This is a genomic window from Brevibacillus antibioticus (assembly GCF_005217615.1).
Taxonomy (GTDB): Bacteria; Bacillota; Bacilli; order Brevibacillales; family Brevibacillaceae; genus Brevibacillus; species Brevibacillus antibioticus.
In genome coordinates, this window is the sequence record NZ_SZNK01000001.1 from 5,120,769 (window position 1) to 5,145,922 (window position 25,154).

Sequence of the window (25,154 nt, forward strand, 5' to 3'; positions counted from 1 at the left end):
AGATAGATTTGGACCATACAGACGTTATTTTTCAACTAATACTTCACGGAGGAAACGCGCGGAGTCTGGCAATGGAAGCGATCGCTCTGGCTAAAAATAGAGACTTGTCAGGCGCAGAGGATGCGTTGAAGCGTGCAGGGGAAGAGCTCGGTCGTGCACACCAAAATCAAACGGAACTTATCCAGAAGGAGATATCGGGCGAAAAGACTGAGATCAGCATGCTCTTGATTCACGCCCAGGATCATTTGATGAACGCAATTACCGTCAAGGATTTGGCTTCGGAGTTTGTAGAGCTGTACAGCCAAATCCATGCAGGCAAGGAGGCAGGAGTATGAGCGGAATCAAAATTGTGACGATCGGTGGAGGGTCTAGCTATACACCTGAGCTGGTGGAAGGCTTCATCAAGCGCTACGATGAGTTGCCCGTCCGAGAGCTGTGGCTGGTGGATATTCCAGAGGGCGAGAAAAAGCTGCAAACAGTAGGTGCCCTGGCAAAAAGGATGATAGAGAAGGCAGGGGTGCCCATCGAGATTCATCTGACGCTGGATCGGCGAAAAGCACTTGCGGGCGCAGACTTTGTTACGACACAAATGCGCGTGGGCCTCTTGGAAGCGCGAATCAAGGATGAGCGGATTCCTTTGAAATACGGGGTGATCGGTCAGGAAACGAATGGTCCTGGTGGCTTGTTCAAAGGCTTGCGTACGATTCCGGTCATTATGGACATTTGTCATGACATGGAAGAGCTATGTCCAGATGCTTGGCTGATTAACTTCACGAATCCGGCTGGTATGGTCACAGAGGCAGTGCTGCGGTATACCAATCGCAAAAAGGTCATTGGACTATGCAATGTTCCCATCGGGATGAAAATGGGTGTTGCCACGGTTTTAGGCGTCGAGCAATCAAGGGTTCATATTGATTTTGCCGGTTTGAATCATATGATCTTTGGACTGGGTGTGTACCTAGATGGGGAAAATGTCATTTCCCAGGTAATTGATAAAATAACAGGCGACCAATCCGGCATTACGATGCAAAACATTTTGGACCTTGGCTGGGATAAAGATTTCATCAAAGCATTGGGGATTCTCCCGTGCCCGTATCATCGTTACTACTACCAGACGCGCACGATGCTTGAGCATGAGCTGGAAGAAGCGGAGCAGAAGGGTACGCGGGCTGAAGTGGTCAAGCAGATGGAAGCGGAGCTATTTGCGCTCTACGAGGATCCAGACTTAGATATCAAGCCTCCGCAGTTGGAGAAGCGTGGCGGGGCCTATTACAGCGAGGCTGCCTGCAATCTTATTTACTCCATTTACAACGACAAGCGCGATATCCAGACGGTAAATGTTCGCAACAATGGAGCGATTGCCAGCATTCCGGATGATTCGGCGGTCGAGGTAAACTGCGTGATTACAAGAGAAGGCCCGATTCCATTGGCTGTTGGTGATTTGCCTGTTCCCGTGCGTGGACTCGTACAGCAAATCAAGTCGTTTGAGCGAGTAGCAGCTGAGGCAGCTGTAACGGGTGATTACCATAAGGCGCTATTGGCGATGAATATTAACCCGTTGGTGTCGTCTGATGTGGCCGCAAAAAAAATACTCGATGAGATGCTGGAGGCGCACAAGGAGCATCTGCCCCAGTTTTTCAAGCCCGTCACATAAGGATGGGACTCGAGTGAAATACAAACTCCTCGCCTTGGATGTGGACGGAACGATTTTGATGTCGAACCACACCTTATCCAAAGTAACAGAGCGGGCCATTACCCAGTTAGTGAAGCAAGGGGTCCACGTCACACTGGCAACCGGCAGGGCATACCCATCGGCCAAATCGTTGGCGCAACAGTTCCAGATCAGCGCACCACTTGTTTCCCATGATGGCGCATACGTAGCAGATCCCAAGACGGATCAAGTGCTGTATGTACAGCGTATTCCGTATGAGATAGCGGCGAGGATTACAGATATACTCGTATCGCATGGCTTGGATGTCATGCTGCTGCATGAGTCTTATGCTGTCACGAATCGCACCTGGAAGTGGACGGACTTGTTTCCGTTGTTAAATGCCTGGACACTGCGCCAGCTCTGGAAAAATCAATACCCGCTCAAAATACAGGCTTCGCGGTTGATAGCCGGATACGTTCAAAAACATGAAGTGTGTGCTCCGAAAATATTCGTCACGGGCGACGAGAAGCGTCTGTTGACAGCCAGACAAGAGCTGGAGAAAGCCGAGCTGTCGGGGATTCGCGTGACGGCATCGGGCGCGAATAATTTGGAGATATTGCCTGTGGGCATCTCCAAGGCAAGTGGTCTAGCAGTAGTGAGTGAGAGACTTGCGATTCAGCCTGACGAGATCGTTGCTGTAGGTGACAATTACAATGATGCAGAGATGCTCCAATTCGCCGGAATGGGTGTGGCGATGGGCAATGCCCCTGATGATCTGAAACAGCTGGCTCGGCATGTTACGGAAACGAACGATCGGCATGGGGTGGCAGAAGTCATCGAGAAGTTTTTCTTGTAAGAGGTTGTTCAAAAAGTCGTTAAGCACAGGACAGGAAGGGAGGCGTGAAATTGATCCGAATGAATCTGGAAGTAGCCGTGAGTGGAGGTCTCCATGCTCGCCCTGCTTCTGTCTTGGTGAACCTGCTCAATCAATACAGCTCGTCGGTCAAGATGATCTACAATGACAAGCAGGCGAATGGCAAAAGCATCCTCAGCGTAATGGCTCTGGGGGTAAAGACCGGAGATGGAATTATGTTTGAGGTGGAGGGGGCCGATGAGCAAGAAGTGGCTGCCAGTATTGAGGCCCTGTTTGAAAGGAACTTTGCCATCTAACAGGGAGAAAATCACGTAATAAAGCCAGTGCCTGACGATCGGGCACTGGCTTTCCTATTTGATCCTTACGCGTGCTTGCGGAATACGACCATGACTTTGAAGTAATCGCCATCAATATCGATAGACAGCTTGCCGCCTTGCAATTCTACGATACTTTTTGCGATAGCCAAGCCGAGGCCAGAGCCTTCGGTATGACGGGATTGATCAGCGCGCTTGAACCGTTCAAACAGTTCCTGTGCATCAAAGTCGATTTCATAGGCGGAGACATTTTTGAACGTCAGGATGACCTCATCCTGTGTCTCTGCCAAATGGATCAGGACGCGTGTATTCGGCATGGAATACTTCAGAGCGTTGCCAATCAGATTCTCGAATACACGCCACGTTTTCTTACCATCTAGAGGGGCGACGATCTTCGGCTGTTCCGTTGTTACGCGGAAGGTGAGCGTCGATTGCTCGATTTTATCACTGAATTCTGCGATAGATTGGTTGAGCAGGGAAGCTACATTCACTTGCTCGATATTCAGTTCCACCGCGCCGCTGGACATTTTGGCTGCGTCAAACAGGTCATCGATGAGAACGCGCAGTCGATCTGCTTTGCGATCCAAGACATCGACGTAGCTCTTGCGTTCCTCTGGCGTCAGATTTTCTTGTTTGAGCAGGTTCACGTAGTTGATAATCGACGTCAGCGGTGTTTTTAAATCATGAGAAACATTGGTGATCAATTCGGATTTCATGCGCTCGCTCTTCATCTGCTCTTCCATCGCGTGCTTGAGTCCCTTTGTGATGTTGTTCAGAGAGTGCGCGAGATCAGATAGTTTTCCTCTTTGTACCTTCTGAATCGTAGCGTTCAGATTGCCTCCAGCCATTTCGGAGGCACCGTGCATGATGCGATTCATCAGTCCCAAACGGCGTAGGGTGTATGGGAAAACGACAACCATGTAGAACATGCCATACAAAAAGCTGAGAATCAGTAAGCCTCCAGACCCTGCGAATAGGGCGACGAATGCGAAAACGATACTTATTCCGAACATGACCGTCAGGATGAACAACGTGGATACTTTAAAGAACATGCCGCGATTGGCATAGCTTTCTTGAAGAAGGACACGTTGTCTGGCGCAGATACTCTTTTGCCACTGCTGCGTAAATCTTTCGGGTTGGTTGTACATAAGCCATGCCTCCATGAATTGTAGAAGCAGGTAAGCGGTAAACAACGAAACGAAGGCAAGGGTGAAGAAATGCTCCCCATCAACTGGTAAGAAGAAAAAGCGCACGCTTGCCAACATGACCAAATATATCATTCCAAGTACGAACAATAGCGCCATCCGGATATCCAGCGGAATCAGTCGGAACAGGGCTAGGCTTTTGGCTACAAGTGGTACTTCCAACGCTTTGCTGGCTGGCAAATACCAGTAGCAGAGTGCGAGGATGAGCAGCGTGCCCCCGAGCAGGACAAACTCGGCAATCAATCGATCCCGAATGGAATCGTAATAAAGCGCATCTGCGTGGACCTGACTATATCCATCCGGGGAATATGGAACATAAAAGATTCCGCTTAATTCGTTTAGTTGATAAGTGCGACTGATGTTTTCGACAGCTCCATGCGGATTGGGGGAGGTGTCCGGGATATTGATCCAGAAGCGAGCATGTCGATTCAGTTCATCGTCAGAAGGGTAATGACCCAGATTGGTGTAAACTCTGTCGTTCTTCTTATCGGTGACATAGAATCTGTAGGAACCGGACCGCAGTGTAAGGCTGTTTTTTTGTTCCTCGTATGCGGTATCTTTATCAGCGATAGCTTGCTTCACTCGTTCTTGCCAACTATCTACCTCATGAGCGGTTTGTTCTTGCAGGCTGTTTTTTTGTTCGACTTTTAGTCTGTTGACTTCGTCTGTATTTCCATCTTCTGTGGCTTGACGTATTCGTGACGAGAATTCCTCTGCGTTATCCTTCTGGATGGATTTGAGATTGTCCTCATGCTCTTTCTTGAGCTCATTCGCTGTTTTCTCGTCCAGCTTTCCTGGAGTGTAGTCTGCATAATCTACATGAACCTTTTTCACCAGATCAGCAAATGTCTCTAATTCACGATTGAAGCCTGGGCTTTGAAAGTAATTATCCTCTTGGAGATTCTCGCGTTTATGGTACAGATCGGTCATCGTTAGGAGAGCAAGCGAGATACTCACGATCATAACAATGAGCACGGGCACCGCAAAGCGTTTATTTTTCGATTTTGTATCCAATTCCCCATACCACCTTCAAGTATTTAGGTTCCTTCGGGTTGATCTCTATTTTTTCCCGAATACGCCTCACATGGACAGCCACCGTGTTTTCCGCGTTCATATAAGGCTCTCTCCAGACCCGTTCATAAATTTCCTCGATCGAAAACACCCGACCCTTGTTTTCCATTAACAGCTCCAGGATTTTGTATTCGGTGGCGGTCAGGCGAACCTCGTTACCGTCAATCGCTACATTTTTCGTGCTTTTGTTCAAGGTCAAGCCGCGTACCTGAAGCTCATCTTCTGTCATTTGAGCGCTTCCCAGGTTCGTAAAACGTCTTAACTGAGATTTGACCCTGGCGATGAGCTCCAAGGGATTAAAAGGCTTCGTCACATAGTCATCGGCACCGATGTTGAGCCCGAGGATTTTATCGGTATCCTCTGATTTGGCAGAGAGCATGATGATCGGGATGTTTTTTTTCTGCCGGATTTGAAAGGTGGCGGTCATTCCGTCCATTTTTGGCATCATGATGTCCATCAGGATGAGCTGGATATCTTCGCGTTCCAGTACGTCTAGCGCTTCCTGTCCATTACTAGCCTTGAATACGGTCATGGATTCATTTTTGAGATAGATTTCAATAGCATCGCGGATTTCTTCCTCGTCGTCGACTACGAGGACTTGATATTTGGTCATGATTCGTCCCACCTTATGAATGCATTCATGGTACTATCTTAACGCCCAGCTCTAACAAAACAGTAATGAAATGTCTTACAAATTTCTTAATAAACCCCGTTCAGGAAATGCTAGCTGATAGGATCAAACCGATAAATAAGGTAAGATGTGAGGAAGAATACAAGAAGATTGGTGATTGCTTTTGCTGGAATGGACAGGGGAGAGAATTATCCCCAAGCTATTAAAACCTACGAATGGTATGCTACTGGAGCACATAGCCAGATATTATTTTGCCGCGCCTTATGTAAAAGGTCGAGTGCTGGATATCGCTTGCGGTACCGGCTATGGATGTCATATGATCGCAAAGGATCGAAAACGAGAGCTGACAGAACTGATCGGAGTCGACAACGATGAGGCGACGATCTTTTATGCCAATCGGGAATACAACCATCAAAAGATTACGTATCAGCAGGGTGACGCGCTTGATCCGGCGCTTCCCGAGCAATTGGGGTTGTTTGATACGATTTTGAGCTTTGAGACCATTGAGCATGTTGCAGACGATTTGTTGTTTATGGATAACTTGTATCGGATGCTGAAACCAGGTGGTACGCTCGTGCTGTCCAGTCCATTTGGCAGAGGGCGGGGCATGCAGACGAGTGAGCCCTTTCATGTTCATCAGTTGACGCAGGAAGAGTTCGTGGAGCTGTTTGTACGCTATTCTGATGTGGATATTTACTATCAGAGGGGCGTTACGTTTGAAAAAACACCTCGCGATGGCGTACGGTACTTTATCGGCATGGCAGTTTGTACGAAATAATTACGGGTTGATTCAAGAATGGAGATGGCGAAACTGGCTGATTTTTTGGGATTGGGAATACATAAGGAACTAATAGATGCTCTGCAAGCAAACGGGATTACCGAGCCTACACCGATTCAGGAAAAAGCAATTCCTGTTGTGCTGGAAGGAAAAGACGTAATCGCGCAAGCACAGACGGGAACCGGGAAGACACTCGCATTTGTTCTGCCGATCTTGGAAAAAGTGGATTCACAAGCGACGCATGTTCAGGCGTTGATTCTTACCCCTACGCGGGAGCTTGCCTTGCAAATTACGGCAGAGGTAAAGAAGCTGACGGAAAAGCTGGAAGACATCCATGTGCTCGCGGTTTATGGTGGACAAGATGTCAATCAGCAACTGAGAAAGCTGGCAAGAAAAATACAAGTGGTCATCGCGACACCGGGACGTTTGCTGGATCATCTGCGCAGAGGGACGATCGATTTATCGCAAGTTTCGATGTTTGTCCTGGATGAGGCGGATCAAATGCTTCATATGGGTTTTTTGCCTGAGGTAGAAGATATTATGGCAAATACGCCTTTTGAAAAACAGACCTTGCTGTTTTCGGCAACCATGTCGGAACAGGTGCAATCTCTTGCGAAGCGCTTTATGCAAAAGCCAGAAAACATCAAGGTGCAGGGCAAGCGAATTACGTTAGAGGATATTCGCCAAATTGCAGTGGAGACCACAGATCGTGCGAAGCAAGCTACGCTGTGCAGTCTGTTGGATGAACAACGGCCGTTTCTGGCGGTGATCTTTTGCCGAACAAAGCGCAGAGCCAGTAAGTTAAATGCAGAGCTGCAAGGTCTCGATTATATGTCTGACGAGCTGCACGGCGATTTGTCACAGGCGAAGCGCGAGGATGTCATGAAGCGATTCCGGGAGTCTAGGATTCAGTACTTGGTCGCAACAGATGTAGCAGCGCGCGGGCTTGATGTAGAAGGAGTCACACATGTTTTTAATTACGACATTCCAGAAGACGTAGACAGTTATATACACCGGATCGGCAGAACGGGACGAGCCAAGGAAAAAGGAACGGCTTTCACGTTGGTGGCAGGGAAGGATTGGGGGCAACTCAGGGAGATTGAAGAAGGGATCAATCTGTCTCTGGAGCGGCGTGAAATGGATCGCGGGGAATCGGATGGTCAGAAAAAGCAAAAGCCTGAGAGGGAGCGAGCCGAGAAAGCAGATCGGCGCGGCGACAAGCAGGGCAGAGGGAAAGGAAAGTCCGCTGAGGGAAGACAGCAAGGCTCTAGAGAGCGTCGTGATGGAGATGGACGACGTCAAGCAAAGGGTGGCAGTTCTGAGCGTAATTCAGGGAAACGTGAACGCGTAGAAGGTCGCTATGAGAGCAAGGCAAAGGGTAGAGACCGTGCAGCAGGCGGGTTCGAGCGCAAGCCGAAGGAAGGTAACCGAGCAACAACAGGTGGCTTTGAGTACAAACCAAAGGACGGTAACCGAGTAACAACAGGTGGTTTTGATCGTAAGCCAAAGGACGGTAACCGAGCAACAGGTGGCTTTGATCGTAAGCCGAAGGACGGTAGCCGAGCAACAGGCGGTACTGGACGCAAGCCGAAGGAAGGGAACCGTGCAGCAAGTGGTTTTGATCGCAAGTCGAGCAGTTCTGGCAAGAAGCCGGTAAGTGCTCAACGCAGCTCAGCACGCCCGAATGCAAAACAAGGCAATCGAGCAAGCACTGCTCCTGCAAAACGTACTTCTCGTAAAAAATCGAGATAGCCATCCCAAGTAAAAAAAGACCGTTCCAGCCAGTAAAAAGGCAGGAGCGGTCTTCTTGTTATTCCGGTTCCGTGTCTGAAAATACCCGTGAACGTGTGAGGAAGCGTACTCCCTCAGGTCCTTCCAGCGAAAACATTCCGCCACGCCCATTCACGACGTCAATGATGAGCTGCGTATGCTTCCAATACTCATACTGCGCTTTGCCCATGTAGAACGGGCAGCCACCGATCTCGCCCAACAGAACGTCCTGCTCACCCACGAGAAATTCTCCGAGCGGGTAACACATGGGGGAGCTGCCATCGCAGCAGCCCCCTGACTGGTGAAACATTAGGTCACCGTGTTTGGCGTGAAGCCGCTCAATTAATGTCAGTGCAGCATCTGTCGCGAGCACTTTTTCTGGCTGGCTCATTAATCAAAAGAACCCCAGAGCTTGATCGCTGTAGCTGACCAGCAGGTTTTTCGTTTGCTGGTAGTGAGACAGCATCATTTTGTGTGTCTCGCGGCCAATACCGGACATTTTGTAGCCGCCAAACGCTGCGTGAGCCGGGTAAGCGTGGTAGCAGTTGGTCCATACGCGACCAGCCTGGATTTCGCGGCCCATGCGGTAGGCTGTGTTCGTGTCGCGTGTCCATACACCAGCACCCAAGCCATACAGCGTATCATTGGCCATAGCGAGTGCTTCTTCTGTATCCTTGAAGGTCGTTACGGAGACGACCGGACCGAAGATTTCCTCTTGGAAGATACGCATCTTGTTGTGGCCTTTAAAGACAGTTGGCTGGATGTAGTAGCCGCCCTCGAGATCACCTGCAAGCTGTGCTCGAGAGCCGCCAATCAGGCATTCGGCTCCTTCTTGTTTGCCGATATCCAGATAGGAGAGGATTTTTTCTACCTGCTCCAAGGAAGCCTGTGCGCCGATCATCGTATCCGTATCGAGCGGATTTCCTTGCTTGATATTGGCTACGCGTTGCAGGGCACGCTCCATGAATTGGTCGTAAATGCTTTCGTGAATGAGCGCACGGGATGGGCATGTGCAAACCTCGCCTTGGTTGAGCGCAAACAGTACGAATCCTTCAATCGCTTTGTTAAAGAAGGCATCGTCATTTGCAGCTACATCCGAGAAGAAGATGTTTGGCGATTTTCCGCCCAGCTCCAGCGTCACCGGAATGATATTTTGGGAAGCGTATTGCATGATCAAGCGCCCTGTTGTCGTTTCACCCGTAAAGGCGATTTTTGCGATGCGATTGCTGGATGCAAGTGGTTTACCCGCTTCCAGACCGAAGCCATTCACAACGTTAACGACGCCAGGAGGGAGCAGGTCGCCGATCAGCTCCATCAGTACCATGATAGAAGCGGGTGTTTGCTCCGCTGGCTTGAGGACGACGCAGTTGCCCGCAGCCAAGGCTGGAGCCAGCTTCCATGTCGCCATGAGGAGCGGGAAGTTCCACGGAATAATTTGACCAACGACACCGAGTGGCTCATGGAAATGATAAGCGACCGTATCGTTATCGATTTCAGCGAGTGTACTTTCTTGTGCGCGGATCGCTCCGGCGAAGTAACGGAAATGGTCAATCGCCAGCGGGATGTCGGCCGCGAGTGTTTCACGAACGGGCTTGCCGTTTTCCCACGTCTCTGCGTTTGCCAGCATCTCCAGATTGGCTTCCATGCGATCCGCAATTTTTAACATAATATTCGCGCGCTGTGCAACAGAGGTACGACCCCACGCGTCTTTTGCCTCATGGGCAGCGTCCAGTGCCAGCTCAATATCATCGGCTGACGAACGGGCTACCTCGCAAAAGACCTTGCCATTTACAGGTGACACGTTTTCGAAATACTCACCTTTCACTGGCGGAACCCAATTACCCCCGATGTAGTTTTCATAACGATTTTTGAACGTCACCTTGGAACCGGTTTGGCCGGGCTGAGCATAGATCATTGCGAGCGCCTCCTCATTTATCACATATTTCTTTACAGCCCTCTCTAAAAGCAAGTCTCGTACCAACGTGAAAAGCTCGAAATGACAGCGTTTTCTTGAGCAGATGAGGCTAGAAATTGTTCCATAATGGATCATGTTGTGTTCCGTATTGGGACAAAAGATTGGATATCTGTCGGAAAATGACCGATGACGGCTAGGGGTGTAAAACATGTTTGACACGTCTCGTTGTCTTGCTCTATAGTTTGGGTGTAAAAGGTTTTTTACACCCACCTGTAAATGGAAGGTGAACAACTCCATGAAAAATCGAATAAAGGAATTTCGAGAAAAAGGGAACATCTCGCAAGGCAGGCTGGCTGAGCTGTGCAAGGTTAGCAGACAGACGATCAATGCGATCGAGAACAACAAATACGACCCGAGCCTACAATTGGCTTTTGATTTGGCGAGCAATTTAGGGGTAACGATTGACGAGCTGTTTCAACCATACAGTGAGGAGTGAGAGAAGCTATGAAAAAGTTCAACGTGATTGTTTCATCCATCCTATTGTTGGCGATTGCAGGGCACGGAGGCTATCGGTGGGTTCGTTATGAGATGCTGGATGTAAGCACAATCATTTTCGGTTGCATTGCACTGTCGTACTTGTTGAACTCGATCACCTGGGGAGACTACGAGGGCGGGAAATACAGTGAAAGTGACGAATTGGACAAGCATATCAAGACGCAAAGTGCGAGAATCGGATACTATGCGCTTATGGTGCTGTCTGCTGCGGTCCTGTTCCTGTCGGAAGGGGTTACTGCACTCAATGACATTCAAAATATTCCGTTGGCAGTTGTCGTCGGTTTGACGTTCATTGTGGCGCCAATTACGGAATTTTTCTATTCGCGGAAGTTCAGATAAATAGCAGCCAGTCGGACAAATGTGCTCGTGGTACGACTGGTTTTTTCTATAGCAAAGACTCTCATGTTATACTGAGAGGGAATGATTTTTGGGGGAGGGAATCGTGTTGTCGACGATTGTTCAGCAATCTTGGAAGCGCTGTCAGGAATCGAACCTCAAAGCTACGGAGAAGACCAATGATCAAATCATTTCTGCCCGGCGAATCAAAGAAATCATTCAAGATAATCACCCTCTGATTCGTGAAAGTCTCCCGCTTTTTAACAAGCTTGCTCCCTTTTTGTTATCGACGGAACACATCGCACTCTTGTCTGACCGGGAAGGAAATATTATTCAAACGATCGGGGACCCGGTCTTCGCTAACCAGGCACAAAAAGTACAATTGCAAATCGGAGCGAACTGGACAGAAGACCACAAAGGAACCAATGCGATTGGGACAGCACTGATCGCACAACAGCCGATTCAGGTGCAGGGAGAGCAACACTACTTTTTGGAAAATCGCTTTCTTACATGCTCAGCGGCACCTATTTTTTCATCTGCGGGTGAGCTGTTGGGCATCATTGACATTAGTACGCGAAAAGAATATTCCCATCCGTTTGCTCTAACAATGGCTTGCATGATCGCAGAGGCTCTACAAAACCGCTTTTTATTATCAGATGCGGAACGCGTGATTGCCTTACCAGCCTCATCAAGCCGAGGAGACAGTCGAGGAAAGCTGGCACTCGTCGGCTTGGATCGGGACGAGCGTATCGTGGGCCTTAATGAAGCCGCGCAACAGCAGCTCGGAGCGGAAGCCTTGGGAACAAGAGTAGGTGCGGAGCAAGAGCGTGCCAGTCGTAATGTGAAAGATCATCGCCCGCGGTTTTGGTCTATGGCACCCAAAGTACAGCTAAAGCCGTTTCCGCGTCTAGCTGGTTCATGCCCGCTCTTCATACAGGCAAAGATACTCGGACAAAAGGCAGCGCAGGTAGATTTTCCTGTGATCATTTTTGGGGAAAGCGGCACGGGAAAAGAGCTGTTCGCTCAAATGGTCCATGAGACAGGTTCGCGCGCGCATGAGCCTTTTATCGCGTTGAACTGCAGTTCAATTCCAGAAAATTTGATCGAGAGTGAATTGTTTGGATATGAAAGTGGGTCATTCACAGGGGCACATCGGGAAGGAAGGATCGGAAAGTTTGAAGCGGCGAAAAAAGGCACGATCTTTTTGGATGAGATCGGGGATATGTCTTTGCGTGCGCAAGCGGCACTTCTGCGCGTTTTGCAGGAAAAGGTCGTCACCCCGGTGGGGAGCAATCAATACCGCCCCATTTATGCGCGGATCATTGCCGCTACACATCGAAACCTGTCTGAGGAGATCAAGGAGGGACGTTTTCGGGCTGATCTGTACTACCGGCTCAAAGGGGTCTCCATTCATTTGCCGTCGTTGAAAAAGCGCAGTGATATCATCCAGGTGGCGGAGCATCTATTGCAGCAGATAGACACAGAACAACCGTACATACTGACCACCGAGGCAAAGGATAAGCTGTGTGCTTATTCATGGCCGGGCAATATCCGGGAACTGCAAGGCGTGCTGATTCAAGCGGTGTTTTTGGCAGAGGGGGACACCATTGATTGCGATCACATTCAGCTGGAGGGATTGATGGAAGCCGATACGGCTGAGTCTTGGGATCATGCCATTCCTTCATTGCGTGAAACAGAGAGAAAAGCGATCAAAAAGGCACTCGAGAACACTGGCGGTAATGTTAGTAAAGCGGCCAAAATGCTGCAAATCGGTCGAAATACCTTGTACCGCAAAATAGAAGAATACCAGATTGGAGCACCGATTAATCAGGAAGAGTCATAGTGGTGTCTATGACAAGTTTTCCGGGCAGTTCGGCAAAGAGTTGGTGGATCAAATTGTAAATACAAAATAAACGGCAGAAGGGAGACGAGTTACTCTGGCTTTTCTCGAATAAAGAAATCAAGAAGGACAAAATTTTTCTGTGCATCTTCTATTGCCAATGTAGCTTTACTTAGGTGATTAGCAGGTAACTGATTTATGGGAATGCGAGTTTGAAAAGTTCCATCTTGATTGACTTCGATCGTACCCGTCATCAGATCTTGGACACCATCGCTCACAGAATAAGATAATTTTTCAGGATGTCCCACTTTTCCTGTGATTTCTAACTCCTCACCAACCAGCATGTTTGTATAGGGAACAGGGTTATGTATGGTTAGCCAGTCGACACTATTAGTTTTATAAGCTATTTCATGTTCTGTATGCCAGGCATTTTTAGCTTCCTCAGAAGATACCCTAGCAGATACAATGACTTTCCCATGCAAGGTTGAGGGAATCTTTTCTAGTGTGATTTCTCTCAAATATTGGAAGGATTTGCTTTGTGGTTTTATTTCTTCCTGAAACAATATATTTTTAAGATCATCTTGTATTGTTAGGTTATAGGAGTAATCAGGCACTCCATAAAAATGGATAGTCATTACTTTGCCTTCAATGACTGAAAAGTTTTTTGGACTACTAATTTCAGCTAAATTGGACTGATCTTCAAATAGATTCGTAGGATTCTCTTCGACAAATGTAACATAGCCATTTGGATGATCGACAACTCTCTCATTGCATCCAAAGAGAGATAAACAAAGCAACGCGAGTAAAGAAAGATACACCTTAAATTTTATCGTGTGCACAATCGATCAACTCCTCTTTTAACTAGTTCCGAAAGAAGTCTCCCACCTCAAGGAATGTGAAGGTGCGACAGCACAAGTGAGTAGGTGGGAGATGAATTTCGGTTGGCGAAGCCAAAAAGGTTTGCTCTCTATTTTGGGTTTGATATATTCAGTCATAATAAGTATAAGGATTGATATATCAATGGAATTGGACAATAACAACCACTCAGTATTCTCATTGTATTATCATTTGGTGCTTGTCGTGAAGTACAGAAGAAACGTATTGGATGACGAAATCTCTGATTACGCAAAAGATATGTTTGTGAGAATTTCCGACGGTTACAACATCACTCTCTTAGAATGGAATCACGATAGTAACCATGTCCATGTACGGTTCAAAGCTCACCCAAACACTGAAATGACAAAGTTCATCAACGCCTATAAGAGTGCGAGTTCTCGACTGATAAAGAAAGATTTCCCACAAGTAAGAAAAAAACTGTGGAAAGAATTGTCCTGGTCAAGAAGTTTCTGCTTACTTACACCGGGCGGATCTCCTATTGAAGTGATAAAGAAGTACATCGAAAGTCAAGGGATGAAGTGAGGTGAAATGATATGGCTATCCACAACAAAGCATATAAGTTCCGCTTGTATCCAACAGAAGAACAAGCCTATCTCATTCGTAAAACATTCGGTTGTGTTCGTTTTGTCTACAACAAAATGTTAGCGGAACGGAAGGAAACATATGAGCAATTCAAAAACGATAAAGAAGCCTTGAAGAAGCAAAAACTCCCTACTCCTGCTAAGTATAAAGGGGAATTCACATGGCTCAAAGAAGTAGATTCATTAGCGTTAGCGAATGCGCAACTTCATTTGCAGACCGCCTACAAAAACTTCTTTGGTGGGAAGGCAGATTTCCCTACATTCAAGAGTAAGAAAGCTAGGAAATCCTATACGACTAACGTAGTCAACGGCAACATCATGTTGCTGGATGGCTATATCAAATTACCAAAGCTCAAACTCGTAAAAATAAAGCAACACAGGATGATTCCTGATGAACATACGATCAAGTCATGCACGATTTCGATGACGCCTACAGGAAAATACTACGTGTCAATCTTGACCGAATATGAAGCGAATGTTATACCCAAAAAACTCAACACCTTTGTTGGGCTCGATTTTACCATGACCGAATTATATGTCGATAGTGAGGGTGAGAAAGCCAATTACCCACGATTTTATCGACAGGAATTCGTACGGTTAGCGAAAGCCCAACGTGTTTTAGCAAGACGAAAAAAAGGCTCTTCTCGCTGGCATAAGCAACGAATAAAGGTTGCGAAACTCCATGAGAAAATAACAAATCAACGAAAAGACTTTCTTCATAAAAAGTCATACAACCTTGCTAAAACGTATGATTGCGTTGTGATCGAAGACCTCAACATGAAAGGCATGTCCCAAGCACTCAACTTTGGAAAAAGTGTAGCTGATAATGCTTGGGGCATGTTTACGGCATTTCTCCAATACAAGTTGGAAGAACAAGGGAAGAGGCTTATCAAAATAGATAAGTGGTTTCCCTCATCTAAAACATGCTCGTGTTGCGGTCAAATAAAGGAGTCTCTATCTCTTTCTGAGCGTACATTCCATTGCGATTGCGGTTTTGTGGCAGATAGAGACTGGAATGCTTCAATCAATATCAAGAATGAAGGATTACGACTATTAGCGTAATCAAATAAATAGAGCATGGTTCAGGCTCGATAGCTAGGTCAATTTCGTACCAGTAGGTGCGATTACCCTAGAAGCCCCCACTTCAAGCGATAGCTAAGTGGTGGGTAGTTCACTAAACGCGTGATTATGAAGACAAATATAAGACGCATATTTCCATAAAAAGGTCTCCTGAAATGGTTCCGATACCGTTTGGTGAGCCTCTGTTTCCTGGGGTACGTCCGGAAGAATGGAAAAGCACCTTGAGGATTTTTCATTCGGAACAAAATTAAAAATGCTGATTTAAACAGTAACGGCTGCTTTTATTGGAAATAATCAAGCATTGCACGGCGGACACCGCGAGCAAAGTCTTCAGCCGCTTCATCCAACGTTGGTCCGAGGTCTTCCAAGGCTGATTCATTAGTAATGAACTCAACCTCAATCGGTGCTCGTGGGTAGTTACCGCCAGAAGGAAAACGGAGAGCACCTAGTGATCCACGTGGTGTATCCGAATCTTTAAGTACGCCCCTGTCTCGTGTGCCAAGGGAATTGACCACTTCTCGCTGAATGGTTTGCGCAAAGCCTTTGTCTTGAGAACGGTTTCCAGCGATCATCAATTGATACCTTGCTATCATCGTGCCGCGTCAAGTAAACTGTTGCGCCGAAATCTTCGAGAGTCTCAGCAACAGCCTGTGCAAACAACAGGGCTAAGTCTTTCTCGTAAACATCTTCGCCATTCAAAGTGCCGATTGCACCAACGTCTGAACCGCCATGACCTGGGTCGACCAAAAACTTCAATCCATCAAGACTCATAAAACCTTCCTCCCATTTGTTGATGTATTAAGCGACTATGAATTTGAGTGTCATTGTCGCTTTCATCAATAAAGGAGAGCAAATACAACCACACAAAAAAATTATTTATCTATCCCCTTGCATGCTACTCAGTTTCCATTTGTTATCTTCTTTTGTGAACATTAGTTCGAGCGTTCCAGAGTACGTCTCATCGTTTATCCAAACTTCGTAATTTGTAATAAAGCGTCCATCCTTATATATATCGAATGACCTTTGACGAAAAGTGCTTCCTTCGGTTACGAACGGAATACTTATAACCTCGTTATTCGCTTTATAAACAAATTGCTTTCCTTCTACAGCAGCTTCTCTGGAAATGAACTGTTTAACTTTTTCGGTCTCACCTTTCATCATGGCTCGAAACATTTCTCTTGTCTGTAGATCAACGATATCTCGAATTTGGTAGATTTGAGCGTTAGTTTCGTTTTTTTGTTTTTCCTTAACCAAAGAGGCTTCAAGTTCTTTATTTGTGTTTTTTAATTGGGCTATCTCAGCTTGTAACTTTTCAATCTCAGCTTGAGATGTTTTTACGGTACTGTCATTAGAACAAGCTACCATTCCTAAAGCCATTAGGATAAACAGGCTCAGAACTAATCTCTTTTTCATTTCTAAACCTCCAATGATTCCACCTATGGTATTGAAGTTAAGATCAATCCAAACACATAACTATCATACGTCAAATTTACCACTATTTTATATAATCCATATATTGGAGTAGTTATAGTTTCTATAACACAAATCCAAAAAATCAGACCAAGCGTACTATCGTTCCTTGGTTTTCTAGAACGCAATTAAAAATGTAATTTTCATGGAAAAGCGGTTGCCTTTTTCCTGGTTTATTTACCTAGTATGTTGGGACGGTGAAAATTATGAAAGATGAATTACTGATAGAAGAGTGTAGGAGAATTTTAAGAAGGATCGCATGGCGACTACAGTATAGAACACGGAAGATTTCCAACGGAGAGCTTCACTACAACTATTACACGAAATAAAGAAAACTCTTTGTCTAAGAGGGATTGAGGCTGTCGTGGAAGTTGGCAGCCTCTTTTTTAACCTAATTTCCATCATTAATTTCATTTCCATTTTCAGCGACTTTAATGTCTTTTTTCAACAAAGCTAAGTCGCTAATGCTTTTTCGATCAACTAGCAGAATTGATAATTCATCAAGACTGAGTAACGGTTTTATAGAAGTTACCTTTGTGCCTCTTATATCTAAATAATTTAATTTAGTTACAGACTGAATAGATGTAATGTCTGTGATGGGAGCATTCATCATTTGTAAACGTTCCAAATTCGGTAGTTCTTTTACAAAATCCATCGAGTCAATAGGATTATTTGATACATCTAAGAAAGTGAGATGGGGTAGTTTAATCGATGATAAAGCAGTTATTTTATTATTTCGAATGGTTAAGTGCTGAAGAGATTTACTATTCTCAAGCATTTTCAAATCGGATAAATCTCCCTCATTCAGTGAGAGGCTTATTAGTTTACTGTTATTTAAAATAGGTAGCTGAGCTTCCTGAAAACCAGTGATTGAAAGATATTCAAGTTCACTCAAATCCTTTAGAAATAGATAATCTTTAACATTGATTCTATTCAAAGATAGCGTTTTAAGGTTTTTCATTTTAGATAGGACAGCTAAATCAATGGGTGCATCTCTTTGTTCAAGAGGAATATTGTCTATATCTAATGTGAGTTCTTCGCTATTAAATAAATCCTCCATTTTGATGTCCTGCTTTTGCTTATTCAGTGATTTAGATAAAGATTCTAATAATAACGGGGAGACACTCTCCGCTTGGGATTGTTCTTTCGGCAATTCATTCAAATTCGTTTCGTTGGCTTCGCATCCAGTTAGTACACCTAAAATGATCAAAAGAGTTATAAGCTTTTTCAAATTCATCCCCCATTTTTCAGGACATCCTAGCGGCTAGCCTGTCATTAACTGTATGACGTTGAATTCCATAAAATGGTTTCCGGATTTTTCATTGGATCTGACAACCTGATACGCTATGCATTCTGAACGTTTGTCGGAATGTGGGCTTTTTCTTTTGCGTAATGTGTCGAAGAGGAGAGGAGAAAGGATGATTATGCAGAATGTAGAAGATTGGTAACTGGTGCATTACATTCTGGTGTGGCAGGGAGGCAAAAATGAAGTCTATTGTTGAAATTGCCAAGAGTGCAGGTATCGAAGAACAGCATTTGGAGCTATACGGAAAATATAAAGCCAAACTATCAGATGAACTATGGGAGCAAGTGAAGAATCGTCCTGATGGCAAACTGATTCTTGTTACAGCAATGAACCCCAATCCGGCGGGAGCAGGCAAGACGCTCACGACGATTGGTCTGTCACAATCATTGAATCATCTAGGGAAGAAAACAATGGCTGCGCTTCGCGAGCCGTCCTTGGGCCCTTGCATGGGGATCAAAGGAGGCGCAACGGGAAGCGGCCAAGCACAAATTCTCCCGGCTGATGAAATTAACCTGCATTTTACAGGGGACATTCATGCGATTACAGCTGCACATAACTTGTTGGCAGCGATGATCGACAATCATATTTTCCATGGCAATCCGCGTGGGCTGAATCCAAAGAAAATCGTCTGGAAGCGAGCCATGGACATGAACGACCGCGCACTGCGAAACATCGTGGTTGGTCTGGGTGAAGGCAATGGGATGACGCGAGAGGATGGCTTCATGATTACGACAGCGTCCGAAATCATGGCGATCTTGTGCTTGAGTGAGAATCTGGCAGACTTGCGCGAGCGGTTGAACCATATCATTATTGGCTACGATTTCAATGATCAGCCTGTACGGGCAGAAGAAATCAACGCGGTCGATGCGATGTGCGTTCTTCTGAAGGAAGCGATCAAGCCCAATCTCGTACAGACAATCGAGGGAACTCCGGTCATCATTCACGGCGGACCTTTTGCCAATATCGCGCATGGGTGCAGCAGCGTGATCGGAACCAAGATGGCCTTGAAGCTGGCGGATTACGTCGTAACAGAGGCGGGATTTGGTGCGGATCTGGGAGCAGAGAAGTTTTTTGACATCAAGTGCAGAAAAGCAGGTCTGACTCCATCGGCTGCTGTCGTGGTCATTACGGTTCGCTCGTTGAAATACAACGGCGGGGTAAAAGTACCTGACCTGGCAGTGGAGAACTTGTCTGCTCTGGAAAAAGGCTTCGAAAACGTCAAGCGCCATCTGGAAAACCTCCAGAAGTTCGGTGTGCCAGCAGTGGTGGCTATCAATCATTTTGCGACGGATACGCAGGCAGAGGTCGATGCTGTCATTGCGCTGTGCCAAGCGGCTGGAGCCGAAGCGGCGCTCTCGAAAGTGTGGGCAGAAGGAGGAGCAGGCGGTGTCGAGCTGGCTGAAAAAGTGATTCGTGCAGCAGAGCAGCCTTCATCCTTCCGATTCTTGTATGAGGAAGACCTCAGCATCAAAGACAAAATTGAGACAGTCGTGAAAGAAGTATACCGTGGATCAGGGGTTGTGTTTTCGCCGCTTGCATTAAAAACGATGCAGAAGGTCGAAGAAATGGGAATGTCCCATCTGCCTGTGTGCATGGCGAAAACACCGTACTCCTTTACGGACCGTGCTGATCTGTTGGGGGCACCTGTTGACTTCACGATTCAAGTGAGTGAAGTGCGCATATCAGCAGGAGCTGGTTTTATCGTGGCACTGACCGGAAGCTTGGTTACCATGCCAGGCCTCCCGAAAAAGCCGGCGGCGGAATCGTTGTATGTCGACGAGGATGGGCAAGTGATCGGATTAAGCTAATCAAAAAGTTTGACGAAAAGTTGACAACTGTAAAAGGTTGTCAGCTTTTTTCCATTTTGAGGTTTATTATCGAAAGGTTATGGGAATAGAAAGGTGAGTTTGAAAAAAAGAGGATTTTCATTGAAAAAACAACAAGGAATGACAAAGGCAAACCTGCTGAAAGGCAGGGACGCAAAGCCACGGGTCTAAGGTCGAAAGTCAAAGGCTTTCGCAGCTAGGACAGCCGGGTTGCCAAACCGTAGTCATAATGGGCTGTCGGTGGGCAGTCTTTTTTTTGTTGAAAAAAGAGAAGGGAGAAGGGATTCGGTATGAAAAATAGTTTGAAGAATAAGCTAATTATCATTTTGTGCCTGCTGTTGGTTATAAGTTTGGGTACGGTTTGCGGTGCAAGCTATTGGAGTGCTTCTAATCTTTTGGCAAACAGTCTCGACAAAGAAGCTGAGCTATCAGCTAGCAATCTCTCGATTCGTATCGATGGTTTCTTTCAAGAGAAAATTGAGATTGTAAGAGCGATAGGAGGGTTGATGTCGGCAGATCAAAATGTCGAGCACGACCTGAAAATCATTCAAGAAGCCCAAAAGAAAAACCCCGAGTTTGAGACGTTCTTCTTTTCGCATGATTTAAGCGGTAAGAAAGTGATCAATTTCAAGGGTGAAGTGACCGACATCTCGGATCGTCCGCATATTAAGGAAGCTAGCAAAGGGGAAGGGAAGGTCGTTGTCTCTGAGCCAGTCATTTCGAAGCGGACAGGGAATAACATCGTGACACTGGTCGTTCCATTGATGAAGGACAATCGTCAATACGGTTACATCGGTTCTACGATTCCAATCAATGAGATCCAAAAAAAGGTGTCTGAAGAGAAATTCGGCGAATTAGGTTACGCCTTTTTAGTAAGCAAAACAGGAACATTTATTTATCATCCGAATAGCGAGTTCATTCTGAAGGAATCGATTCTCGACATGGGTATTCTTGAGCTTCAGACTGCCTTTGAAGATATCAAGCAAGGGAATCATGGAATCGCCCAATATAAATACGAGAATACAGAGCGATTTGCTTCCTATGCGCCAACCAATTTGAACTGGGGGATATACATCACTGCGCCCGTAGCGGAGCTGCATGCACCTGTCGATCAACTGTTAGTCCGATTGACGGTTATTTCCCTCATCGTATTGGCGCTTGGGGTTGTCCTCATCTATTTCTTGGCTGTACGCATGGTAAAACCAATTGAGCGTCTGAATCACGCAGTAAATGTAGTGGCGAAGGGGAACTTGAAAGAGACCGTAACGGTTGACGGAAAAGACGAAATCGCAGTTCTGTCCCGTGACTTTAACCAGACAGTATCGCACTTGAAAAATTTGATCGAAGACGTATCGCTGTCGTCTGATCAAGTACAGCGTTTTAGTCAGGAAGTATCAGAAGGCATAAAACAAGCGACGGAAAACATCAACCAAATTGGCTTGTCTATTGCGCAGATTTCTGAGGGAGCAGAGGCGCAGGCAGCCAGCTCGCAGGAAGTTGCATTATCGATGACTGACATGGCAGCAGGCATCGTGAAAATCGCGGAGACGTCTGCACATGTTTCAGAGGCTGCCCAAATAGCAACAGAGCAGGCTGAGCAAGGGACTGCTGTGGTAGAGCAGGCAGTTCTCCAGATGGGAAGCATTGGCGAGGGAACATCGAAGGCGACAGTAGCCATCGAGCAGCTCAACAATCGCTCCAAAGAAATCGAAGGCATTCTCGATACAATCAGTCAGTTGACTTCGCAAATCAATTTGCTTGCCTTGAACGCTTCGATTGAGGCAGCACGCGCGGGCGAGCATGGACGTGGGTTTGCTGTAGTTGCAGGTGAAGTGAAAAAACTGGCGAACCAATCCGAGGAATCCGCATCCAAAATCGCGATGCTGATCGGGGAAATCCAGCAGGATACTCATCACGCGGTAGAAGTTATGACCGAGGGCAACCAAAACGCACAGCAAGGTATTCAACTGGTCGAAGAGGTTCGCGAAATCTTTGGGAATATTTTGGAGTCTTCCCGGAACGTTGCCGCGCACATTTTGGAAGTATCCGCAGCATCTGAGCAAATGTCAGCAGGCTCCCAACAGGTGAGTGCTTCTGTAGATGAAATGCATACCATTGCAAAACATGCTTCACTCGACGCGCAAACAGTGGCAAAGGCAACCGAAGAGCAACTTCAAGCCATCCAGGAAATTGGACAGTCTGTCGAGCATTTGAACACAGTGGCAGAAGAATTACAGCAAGGAATCCGCAGGTTTACTGTGTAAGAGGCAGCTCAGCAGATTGTAAGTCCTCTTCTTTGAAAGGGGGGATGCCATAAAGGGATGATGGAGTTTGTTTCTACTAACTAAATTCATTACCGAACAACAGGAGGAGAAACCAGATGAAAAAATTTACAAAAACAATCTTGGCGAGCACACTCGCTGCAACTATGCTCATGACATCAGGAACAGGTGCTTTTGCCGCAACAGCGGTTAAGCCTGTCCCAACGGTAGCTGCTGAAGCTGCTAAAAAACCGCAAGCGAAGAAGTTTGAGTCTCGTTTGGACGAAATCATTGCGAGAGGCTACATCCTCGTAGGTACTCCAGGGGACTACAAACCGTTTACATATCTGAATCCAAAGACGAACGAATTTGAAGGCTACGACATCGATGCGATGAAGGAATTCGCAAAAAGTCTAGGGGTAGAGGCGCGTTTTGTTCAAACCTCTTGGCCGACACTGATGGACGATATGTTGGCAAATAAATTCGATATTGCTGTCGGAGGCGTTACGCGCAACACAGACCGCCAGAAAAAAGCACACATGAGCGATCCATATATTATGTTCGGTAAAGCTCCGCTCATCCGTGAAGTAGACAAGGACAAATACAAGAGTGTAGAAGACATCAACAAGCCAGAGGTGCGCATTGGTGTGAATCCAGGAGGCACCAACGAGAAATTCGTTCGTGAGCACCTGACAAAAGCAACCGTGACTGTTGAACAAAACAACCTCGACATTCCTGGTCTGGTAGCAAGCGGTAAGTACGATGTGATGATCACGGACACGCTGGAAGCGATTGTATATTCCAAAGCAGATTCCCGCCTGTATGCCGCTCTGACTGACAACCCGTTCACGAAGAGCGAAAAAGCGTACATGATCCAGCGTGGAGACACCATCTTCGCTAACTATCTGGATGTGTGGATGGACGAAATGAAGCTGCAAGGAAAATTTGATGAACTTTACAAAAAATGGGTAAAATAATCCGATGATAGAAAAGCAGCCCTCTCGAGGGCTGTTTTGTTGTTTTTACAAGATACGTCACTAAAAAATCAGGCAATTTGGGTATATAAGCAGTTTGCTTTTTCGAGCATTGCATGGTACGATTACAGCTATGTTCTTTAGGGTGCTACGTACAATCGGGGATAAAAGGGCATGTTCCGGATCGTAAGGAATAGTGCCCTTTTTTTTGAGAATTTTATAGATGAAGGTATTGATAAAGGAGACTGACATTCATTGGCGACTTTTAATGATTTTGGCTTACATCACTCCATTGTTAGAGCGTTGAGCAACATGGGCTTCGAAGAGGCTACGGCTATTCAGGATCAAACGGTTCCTGTAGCACTGCAAGGTCGTGACCTGATCGGTCAAGCACAAACAGGTACAGGTAAAACGGCTGCATTTGGTATTCCGCTGATTGAACGCATGGATGAAACAAGCGGAAATATTCAAGGGGTTGTATTGACCCCAACTCGTGAGTTGGCTGTTCAGGTTGCAGAAGAGATTAATAAAATTGCCCAATTTAAAAACATCTCTGCCCTGCCAATCTACGGTGGTCAAGACATCACGCGTCAAATCAAGGCGTTGAAAAAACGCCCGCAAATCATCGTAGCAACACCTGGTCGTTTCATGGACCACATGAGAAGAAGAACGATTCGTCTGGATGCCATCGAGGTAGTTGTTTTGGACGAAGCGGATGAAATGCTGAACATGGGTTTCATCGACGACATTAAGGAAATCTTGAAAGAGGTTCCAGAAAGTCGTCAAACCCTGCTGTTCTCCGCAACGATGCCGAGAGCGATTCAGGAAATCGCCCAACAGTTCATGAACGAACCAACCATCATTCAAGTAAAAGCAAAAGAAGTAACGGTACCAAACATCGAGCAGCAATATATGGAAGTAGCAGAAAGACAAAAATTCGATGTTCTGTGCCGTTTGCTGGATATTCATTCGCCTGAGCTGGCTATCATATTTGGTAGAACCAAGCGCAGAGTGGATGAGCTGTCCGAAGCGCTGACCAAGCGTGGTTATGGAGCAGAAGGTATCCACGGAGACTTGAACCAGGCAAAACGCGACAGCGTACTGCGCAAGTTCAAGGAAGGTACAATCGAAGTATTGGTGGCGACTGACGTTGCAGCCCGCGGTCTGGATATCAGCGGCGTTACGCACGTATTCAACTTTGACATTCCACAAGACTCCGAAAGCTACGTTCACCGTATCGGAAGAACGGGACGTGCTGGTAAAACGGGTCTCGCGATCACATTTGTTACTTCCCGTGAAATCGACCATCTGCGTCTGATTGAGCGTACGACCAAGCGTCGCATGGAGCGACATGCTGTTCCTTCGATGGCAGAAGCGTTGGAAGGTCAACAAAAAATGACGGTAGACAAAATCCTGGAAGCGTCTGGTAGAGATGATCTGTCTGCTTACAAAACATTGGCAGAACAATTGCTGGAGGATGTTGATTCCGTAACGTTGGTATCCGCAGCACTCAAGCTGTTGACCAAAGAGCCGGATACAACTCCTGTTCGCTTGACAGAAGAGGCTCCTCTTCGTGTAGGGAAGAAAAAGCTGCCTCCAAAAGGAAAAGGTGGCTTCGGCTCCGGTTCTGGTTTTGGTGGAAAGCGTCCATCTCGCCCACGCAATGGAGAATACCGTCCACGCAGCGGCGAATCTCGTCCACGCAGTGGCGAATCTCGTCCTCCACGCAGCGGTGACTCCCGTCCACGCAGTGGCGACTCCCGTCCACGTGGCGAATCTCGTCCTCCACGCAGCTAGGAATCGAACGATATTGCAAGCA

General features: G+C 46.5%; 24 protein-coding genes and 1 riboswitch. Of the genes, 15 read left to right on the top strand and 9 right to left on the bottom strand.

Features of this window, described 5'->3' with window-relative positions; translation table 11 throughout:
* Positions 1-8 precede the first annotated feature (8 nt).
* Genes E8L90_RS24765 through E8L90_RS24780 form a run of 4 tightly spaced genes read left to right on the top strand, consistent with a single transcriptional unit; the run spans position 9 to position 2,821 of the window.
* Complete coding sequence (locus tag E8L90_RS24765) at positions 9-335, top strand: PTS sugar transporter subunit IIA (protein ID WP_137031769.1); 327 nt, start codon at positions 9-11, stop codon at positions 333-335.
* On the top strand, positions 332-1,654 hold the full coding sequence (locus E8L90_RS24770; RefSeq protein WP_137031770.1) for a 6-phospho-beta-glucosidase: 1,323 nt from the start codon (positions 332-334) through the stop codon (positions 1,652-1,654). Before E8L90_RS24765 ends, E8L90_RS24770 begins: the two co-directional genes overlap by 4 nt.
* A gap of 13 nt (positions 1,655-1,667) precedes the next feature.
* The gene (locus E8L90_RS24775; protein ID WP_137031771.1) at positions 1,668-2,507 is read left to right on the top strand and encodes a Cof-type HAD-IIB family hydrolase; all 840 of its coding nucleotides are present in this window, start codon (positions 1,668-1,670) and stop codon (positions 2,505-2,507) included.
* Between the two features lie 50 nt (positions 2,508-2,557).
* Positions 2,558-2,821, top strand: coding sequence for an HPr family phosphocarrier protein (locus E8L90_RS24780; protein ID WP_137033594.1), 264 nt, complete (start codon positions 2,558-2,560; stop codon positions 2,819-2,821).
* Between the two features lie 65 nt (positions 2,822-2,886).
* Here the strand turns inward: E8L90_RS24780 and E8L90_RS24785 are convergent, their stop codons facing one another.
* The gene (locus E8L90_RS24785) at positions 2,887-5,058 is read right to left on the bottom strand and encodes a sensor histidine kinase (protein WP_137031772.1); all 2,172 of its coding nucleotides are present in this window, start codon (positions 5,056-5,058) and stop codon (positions 2,887-2,889) included.
* Entirely contained in the window at positions 5,036-5,728 is a 693-nt protein-coding gene (locus tag E8L90_RS24790) for a response regulator transcription factor (protein WP_137031773.1), read from the bottom strand. The genes E8L90_RS24785 and E8L90_RS24790 overlap by 23 nt, the downstream gene beginning before the upstream one ends.
* A gap of 181 nt (positions 5,729-5,909) precedes the next feature.
* On the opposite strand from E8L90_RS24790, the gene E8L90_RS24795 reads away from it, so the two are divergent.
* Together E8L90_RS24795 and E8L90_RS24800 are read left to right on the top strand one after the other, a co-directional pair.
* Positions 5,910-6,524 (top strand): class I SAM-dependent methyltransferase, encoded by a 615-nt coding sequence (locus E8L90_RS24795; protein WP_137031774.1) that lies wholly within the window; start codon positions 5,910-5,912, stop codon positions 6,522-6,524.
* Between the two features lie 18 nt (positions 6,525-6,542).
* Positions 6,543-8,276 (top strand): DEAD/DEAH box helicase, encoded by a 1,734-nt coding sequence (locus E8L90_RS24800; RefSeq protein WP_137031775.1) that lies wholly within the window; start codon positions 6,543-6,545, stop codon positions 8,274-8,276.
* Positions 8,277-8,334: 58 nt separating this feature from the next.
* Here the strand turns inward: E8L90_RS24800 and E8L90_RS24805 are convergent, their stop codons facing one another.
* Positions 8,335-8,685 carry a DUF779 domain-containing protein gene (locus E8L90_RS24805; protein ID WP_137031776.1) on the bottom strand — a complete coding sequence of 117 codons (351 nt, stop codon included), beginning with the start codon at positions 8,683-8,685 and terminating at the stop codon, positions 8,335-8,337.
* Between the two features lie 3 nt (positions 8,686-8,688).
* The gene (adh, locus tag E8L90_RS24810) at positions 8,689-10,209 is read right to left on the bottom strand and encodes an aldehyde dehydrogenase (RefSeq protein ID WP_137031777.1); all 1,521 of its coding nucleotides are present in this window, start codon (positions 10,207-10,209) and stop codon (positions 8,689-8,691) included.
* 295 nt (positions 10,210-10,504) lie between these two features.
* Here adh and E8L90_RS24815 point away from each other — a divergent pair, with 295 nt between their 5' ends.
* The 3 genes from E8L90_RS24815 to E8L90_RS24825 all read left to right on the top strand — a co-directional run bounded on the left by E8L90_RS24815 (position 10,505) and on the right by E8L90_RS24825 (position 12,943).
* Entirely contained in the window at positions 10,505-10,705 is a 201-nt protein-coding gene (locus E8L90_RS24815) for a helix-turn-helix transcriptional regulator (RefSeq protein ID WP_047070021.1), read from the top strand.
* Positions 10,706-10,713: 8 nt separating this feature from the next.
* Positions 10,714-11,103 (top strand): hypothetical protein, encoded by a 390-nt coding sequence (locus tag E8L90_RS24820; protein WP_106779201.1) that lies wholly within the window; start codon positions 10,714-10,716, stop codon positions 11,101-11,103.
* 106 nt (positions 11,104-11,209) lie between these two features.
* Entirely contained in the window at positions 11,210-12,943 is a 1,734-nt protein-coding gene (locus E8L90_RS24825) for a sigma-54-dependent Fis family transcriptional regulator (protein ID WP_137031778.1), read from the top strand.
* A gap of 89 nt (positions 12,944-13,032) precedes the next feature.
* Here E8L90_RS24825 and E8L90_RS24830 read toward each other — a convergent pair whose 3' ends face one another.
* On the bottom strand, positions 13,033-13,779 hold the full coding sequence (locus E8L90_RS24830; RefSeq protein ID WP_137031779.1) for a hypothetical protein: 747 nt from the start codon (positions 13,777-13,779) through the stop codon (positions 13,033-13,035).
* A gap of 181 nt (positions 13,780-13,960) precedes the next feature.
* On the opposite strand from E8L90_RS24830, the gene tnpA reads away from it, so the two are divergent.
* Entirely contained in the window at positions 13,961-14,359 is a 399-nt protein-coding gene (gene tnpA, locus E8L90_RS24835) for an IS200/IS605 family transposase (RefSeq protein WP_137031780.1), read from the top strand.
* Between the two features lie 11 nt (positions 14,360-14,370).
* Entirely contained in the window at positions 14,371-15,480 is a 1,110-nt protein-coding gene (locus E8L90_RS24840) for an RNA-guided endonuclease TnpB family protein (RefSeq protein ID WP_137031781.1), read from the top strand.
* Positions 15,481-15,779: 299 nt separating this feature from the next.
* Here the strand turns inward: E8L90_RS24840 and E8L90_RS24845 are convergent, their stop codons facing one another.
* The 4 genes from E8L90_RS24845 to E8L90_RS24865 form a co-directional block, all read right to left on the bottom strand.
* Entirely contained in the window at positions 15,780-16,091 is a 312-nt protein-coding gene (locus E8L90_RS24845) for an N-acetylmuramoyl-L-alanine amidase (RefSeq protein ID WP_162309019.1), read from the bottom strand.
* Positions 15,973-16,269, bottom strand: coding sequence for an N-acetylmuramoyl-L-alanine amidase family protein (locus tag E8L90_RS31450; protein ID WP_137031783.1), 297 nt, complete (start codon positions 16,267-16,269; stop codon positions 15,973-15,975). Before E8L90_RS31450 ends, E8L90_RS24845 begins: the two co-directional genes overlap by 119 nt.
* Before the next feature lie 105 nt (positions 16,270-16,374).
* Entirely contained in the window at positions 16,375-16,911 is a 537-nt protein-coding gene (locus E8L90_RS24855) for a hypothetical protein (RefSeq protein ID WP_137031784.1), read from the bottom strand.
* A 448-nt stretch (positions 16,912-17,359) separates the two neighbouring features.
* Positions 17,360-18,199, bottom strand: coding sequence for a leucine-rich repeat domain-containing protein (locus E8L90_RS24865; RefSeq protein ID WP_162309119.1), 840 nt, complete (start codon positions 18,197-18,199; stop codon positions 17,360-17,362).
* Positions 18,200-18,453: 254 nt separating this feature from the next.
* On the opposite strand from E8L90_RS24865, the gene E8L90_RS24870 reads away from it, so the two are divergent.
* The 4 genes from E8L90_RS24870 (at position 18,454) to cshA (ending at position 25,132) form a co-directional block, all read left to right on the top strand.
* Positions 18,454-20,082, top strand: coding sequence for a formate--tetrahydrofolate ligase (locus tag E8L90_RS24870; RefSeq protein WP_137031786.1), 1,629 nt, complete (start codon positions 18,454-18,456; stop codon positions 20,080-20,082).
* A 136-nt stretch (positions 20,083-20,218) separates the two neighbouring features.
* Positions 20,219-20,318: riboswitch (cyclic di-GMP riboswitch) on the top strand.
* Positions 20,319-20,390: 72 nt separating this feature from the next.
* Positions 20,391-22,364, top strand: a complete 1,974-nt coding sequence (locus E8L90_RS24875; protein WP_137031787.1) for a methyl-accepting chemotaxis protein — start codon at positions 20,391-20,393, stop codon at positions 22,362-22,364.
* Between the two features lie 116 nt (positions 22,365-22,480).
* Positions 22,481-23,338, top strand: a complete 858-nt coding sequence (locus tag E8L90_RS24880; protein WP_137031788.1) for a transporter substrate-binding domain-containing protein — start codon at positions 22,481-22,483, stop codon at positions 23,336-23,338.
* Between the two features lie 252 nt (positions 23,339-23,590).
* On the top strand, positions 23,591-25,132 hold the full coding sequence (gene cshA / locus E8L90_RS24885; RefSeq protein WP_137031789.1) for a degradosome RNA helicase CshA: 1,542 nt from the start codon (positions 23,591-23,593) through the stop codon (positions 25,130-25,132).
* Positions 25,133-25,154 lie beyond the last annotated feature (22 nt).

Excerpts from the sequence above, each read along its gene's own strand:
- E8L90_RS24770 (WP_137031770.1), top strand. The coding sequence starts at position 332 with ATGAGCGGAATCAAAATTGTGACGATCGGTGGAGGGTCTAGCTATACA.
- E8L90_RS24790 (WP_137031773.1), bottom strand. The coding sequence starts at position 5,728 with ATGACCAAATATCAAGTCCTCGTAGTCGACGACGAGGAAGAAATCCGC.
- E8L90_RS24800 (WP_137031775.1), top strand. The coding sequence starts at position 6,543 with ATGGAGATGGCGAAACTGGCTGATTTTTTGGGATTGGGAATACATAAG.
- E8L90_RS24805 (WP_137031776.1), bottom strand. The coding sequence starts at position 8,685 with ATGAGCCAGCCAGAAAAAGTGCTCGCGACAGATGCTGCACTGACATTA.
- adh (WP_137031777.1), bottom strand. The coding sequence starts at position 10,209 with ATGATCTATGCTCAGCCCGGCCAAACCGGTTCCAAGGTGACGTTCAAA.
- E8L90_RS24815 (WP_047070021.1), top strand. The coding sequence starts at position 10,505 with ATGAAAAATCGAATAAAGGAATTTCGAGAAAAAGGGAACATCTCGCAA.
- E8L90_RS24820 (WP_106779201.1), top strand. The coding sequence starts at position 10,714 with ATGAAAAAGTTCAACGTGATTGTTTCATCCATCCTATTGTTGGCGATT.
- tnpA (WP_137031780.1), top strand. The coding sequence starts at position 13,961 with ATGGAATTGGACAATAACAACCACTCAGTATTCTCATTGTATTATCAT.
- E8L90_RS24840 (WP_137031781.1), top strand. The coding sequence starts at position 14,371 with ATGGCTATCCACAACAAAGCATATAAGTTCCGCTTGTATCCAACAGAA.
- E8L90_RS24845 (WP_162309019.1), bottom strand. The coding sequence starts at position 16,091 with ATGATAGCAAGGTATCAATTGATGATCGCTGGAAACCGTTCTCAAGAC.
- E8L90_RS31450 (WP_137031783.1), bottom strand. The coding sequence starts at position 16,269 with ATGAGTCTTGATGGATTGAAGTTTTTGGTCGACCCAGGTCATGGCGGT.
- E8L90_RS24855 (WP_137031784.1), bottom strand. The coding sequence starts at position 16,911 with ATGAAAAAGAGATTAGTTCTGAGCCTGTTTATCCTAATGGCTTTAGGA.
- E8L90_RS24870 (WP_137031786.1), top strand. The coding sequence starts at position 18,454 with ATGAAGTCTATTGTTGAAATTGCCAAGAGTGCAGGTATCGAAGAACAG.
- E8L90_RS24875 (WP_137031787.1), top strand. The coding sequence starts at position 20,391 with ATGAAAAATAGTTTGAAGAATAAGCTAATTATCATTTTGTGCCTGCTG.
- E8L90_RS24880 (WP_137031788.1), top strand. The coding sequence starts at position 22,481 with ATGAAAAAATTTACAAAAACAATCTTGGCGAGCACACTCGCTGCAACT.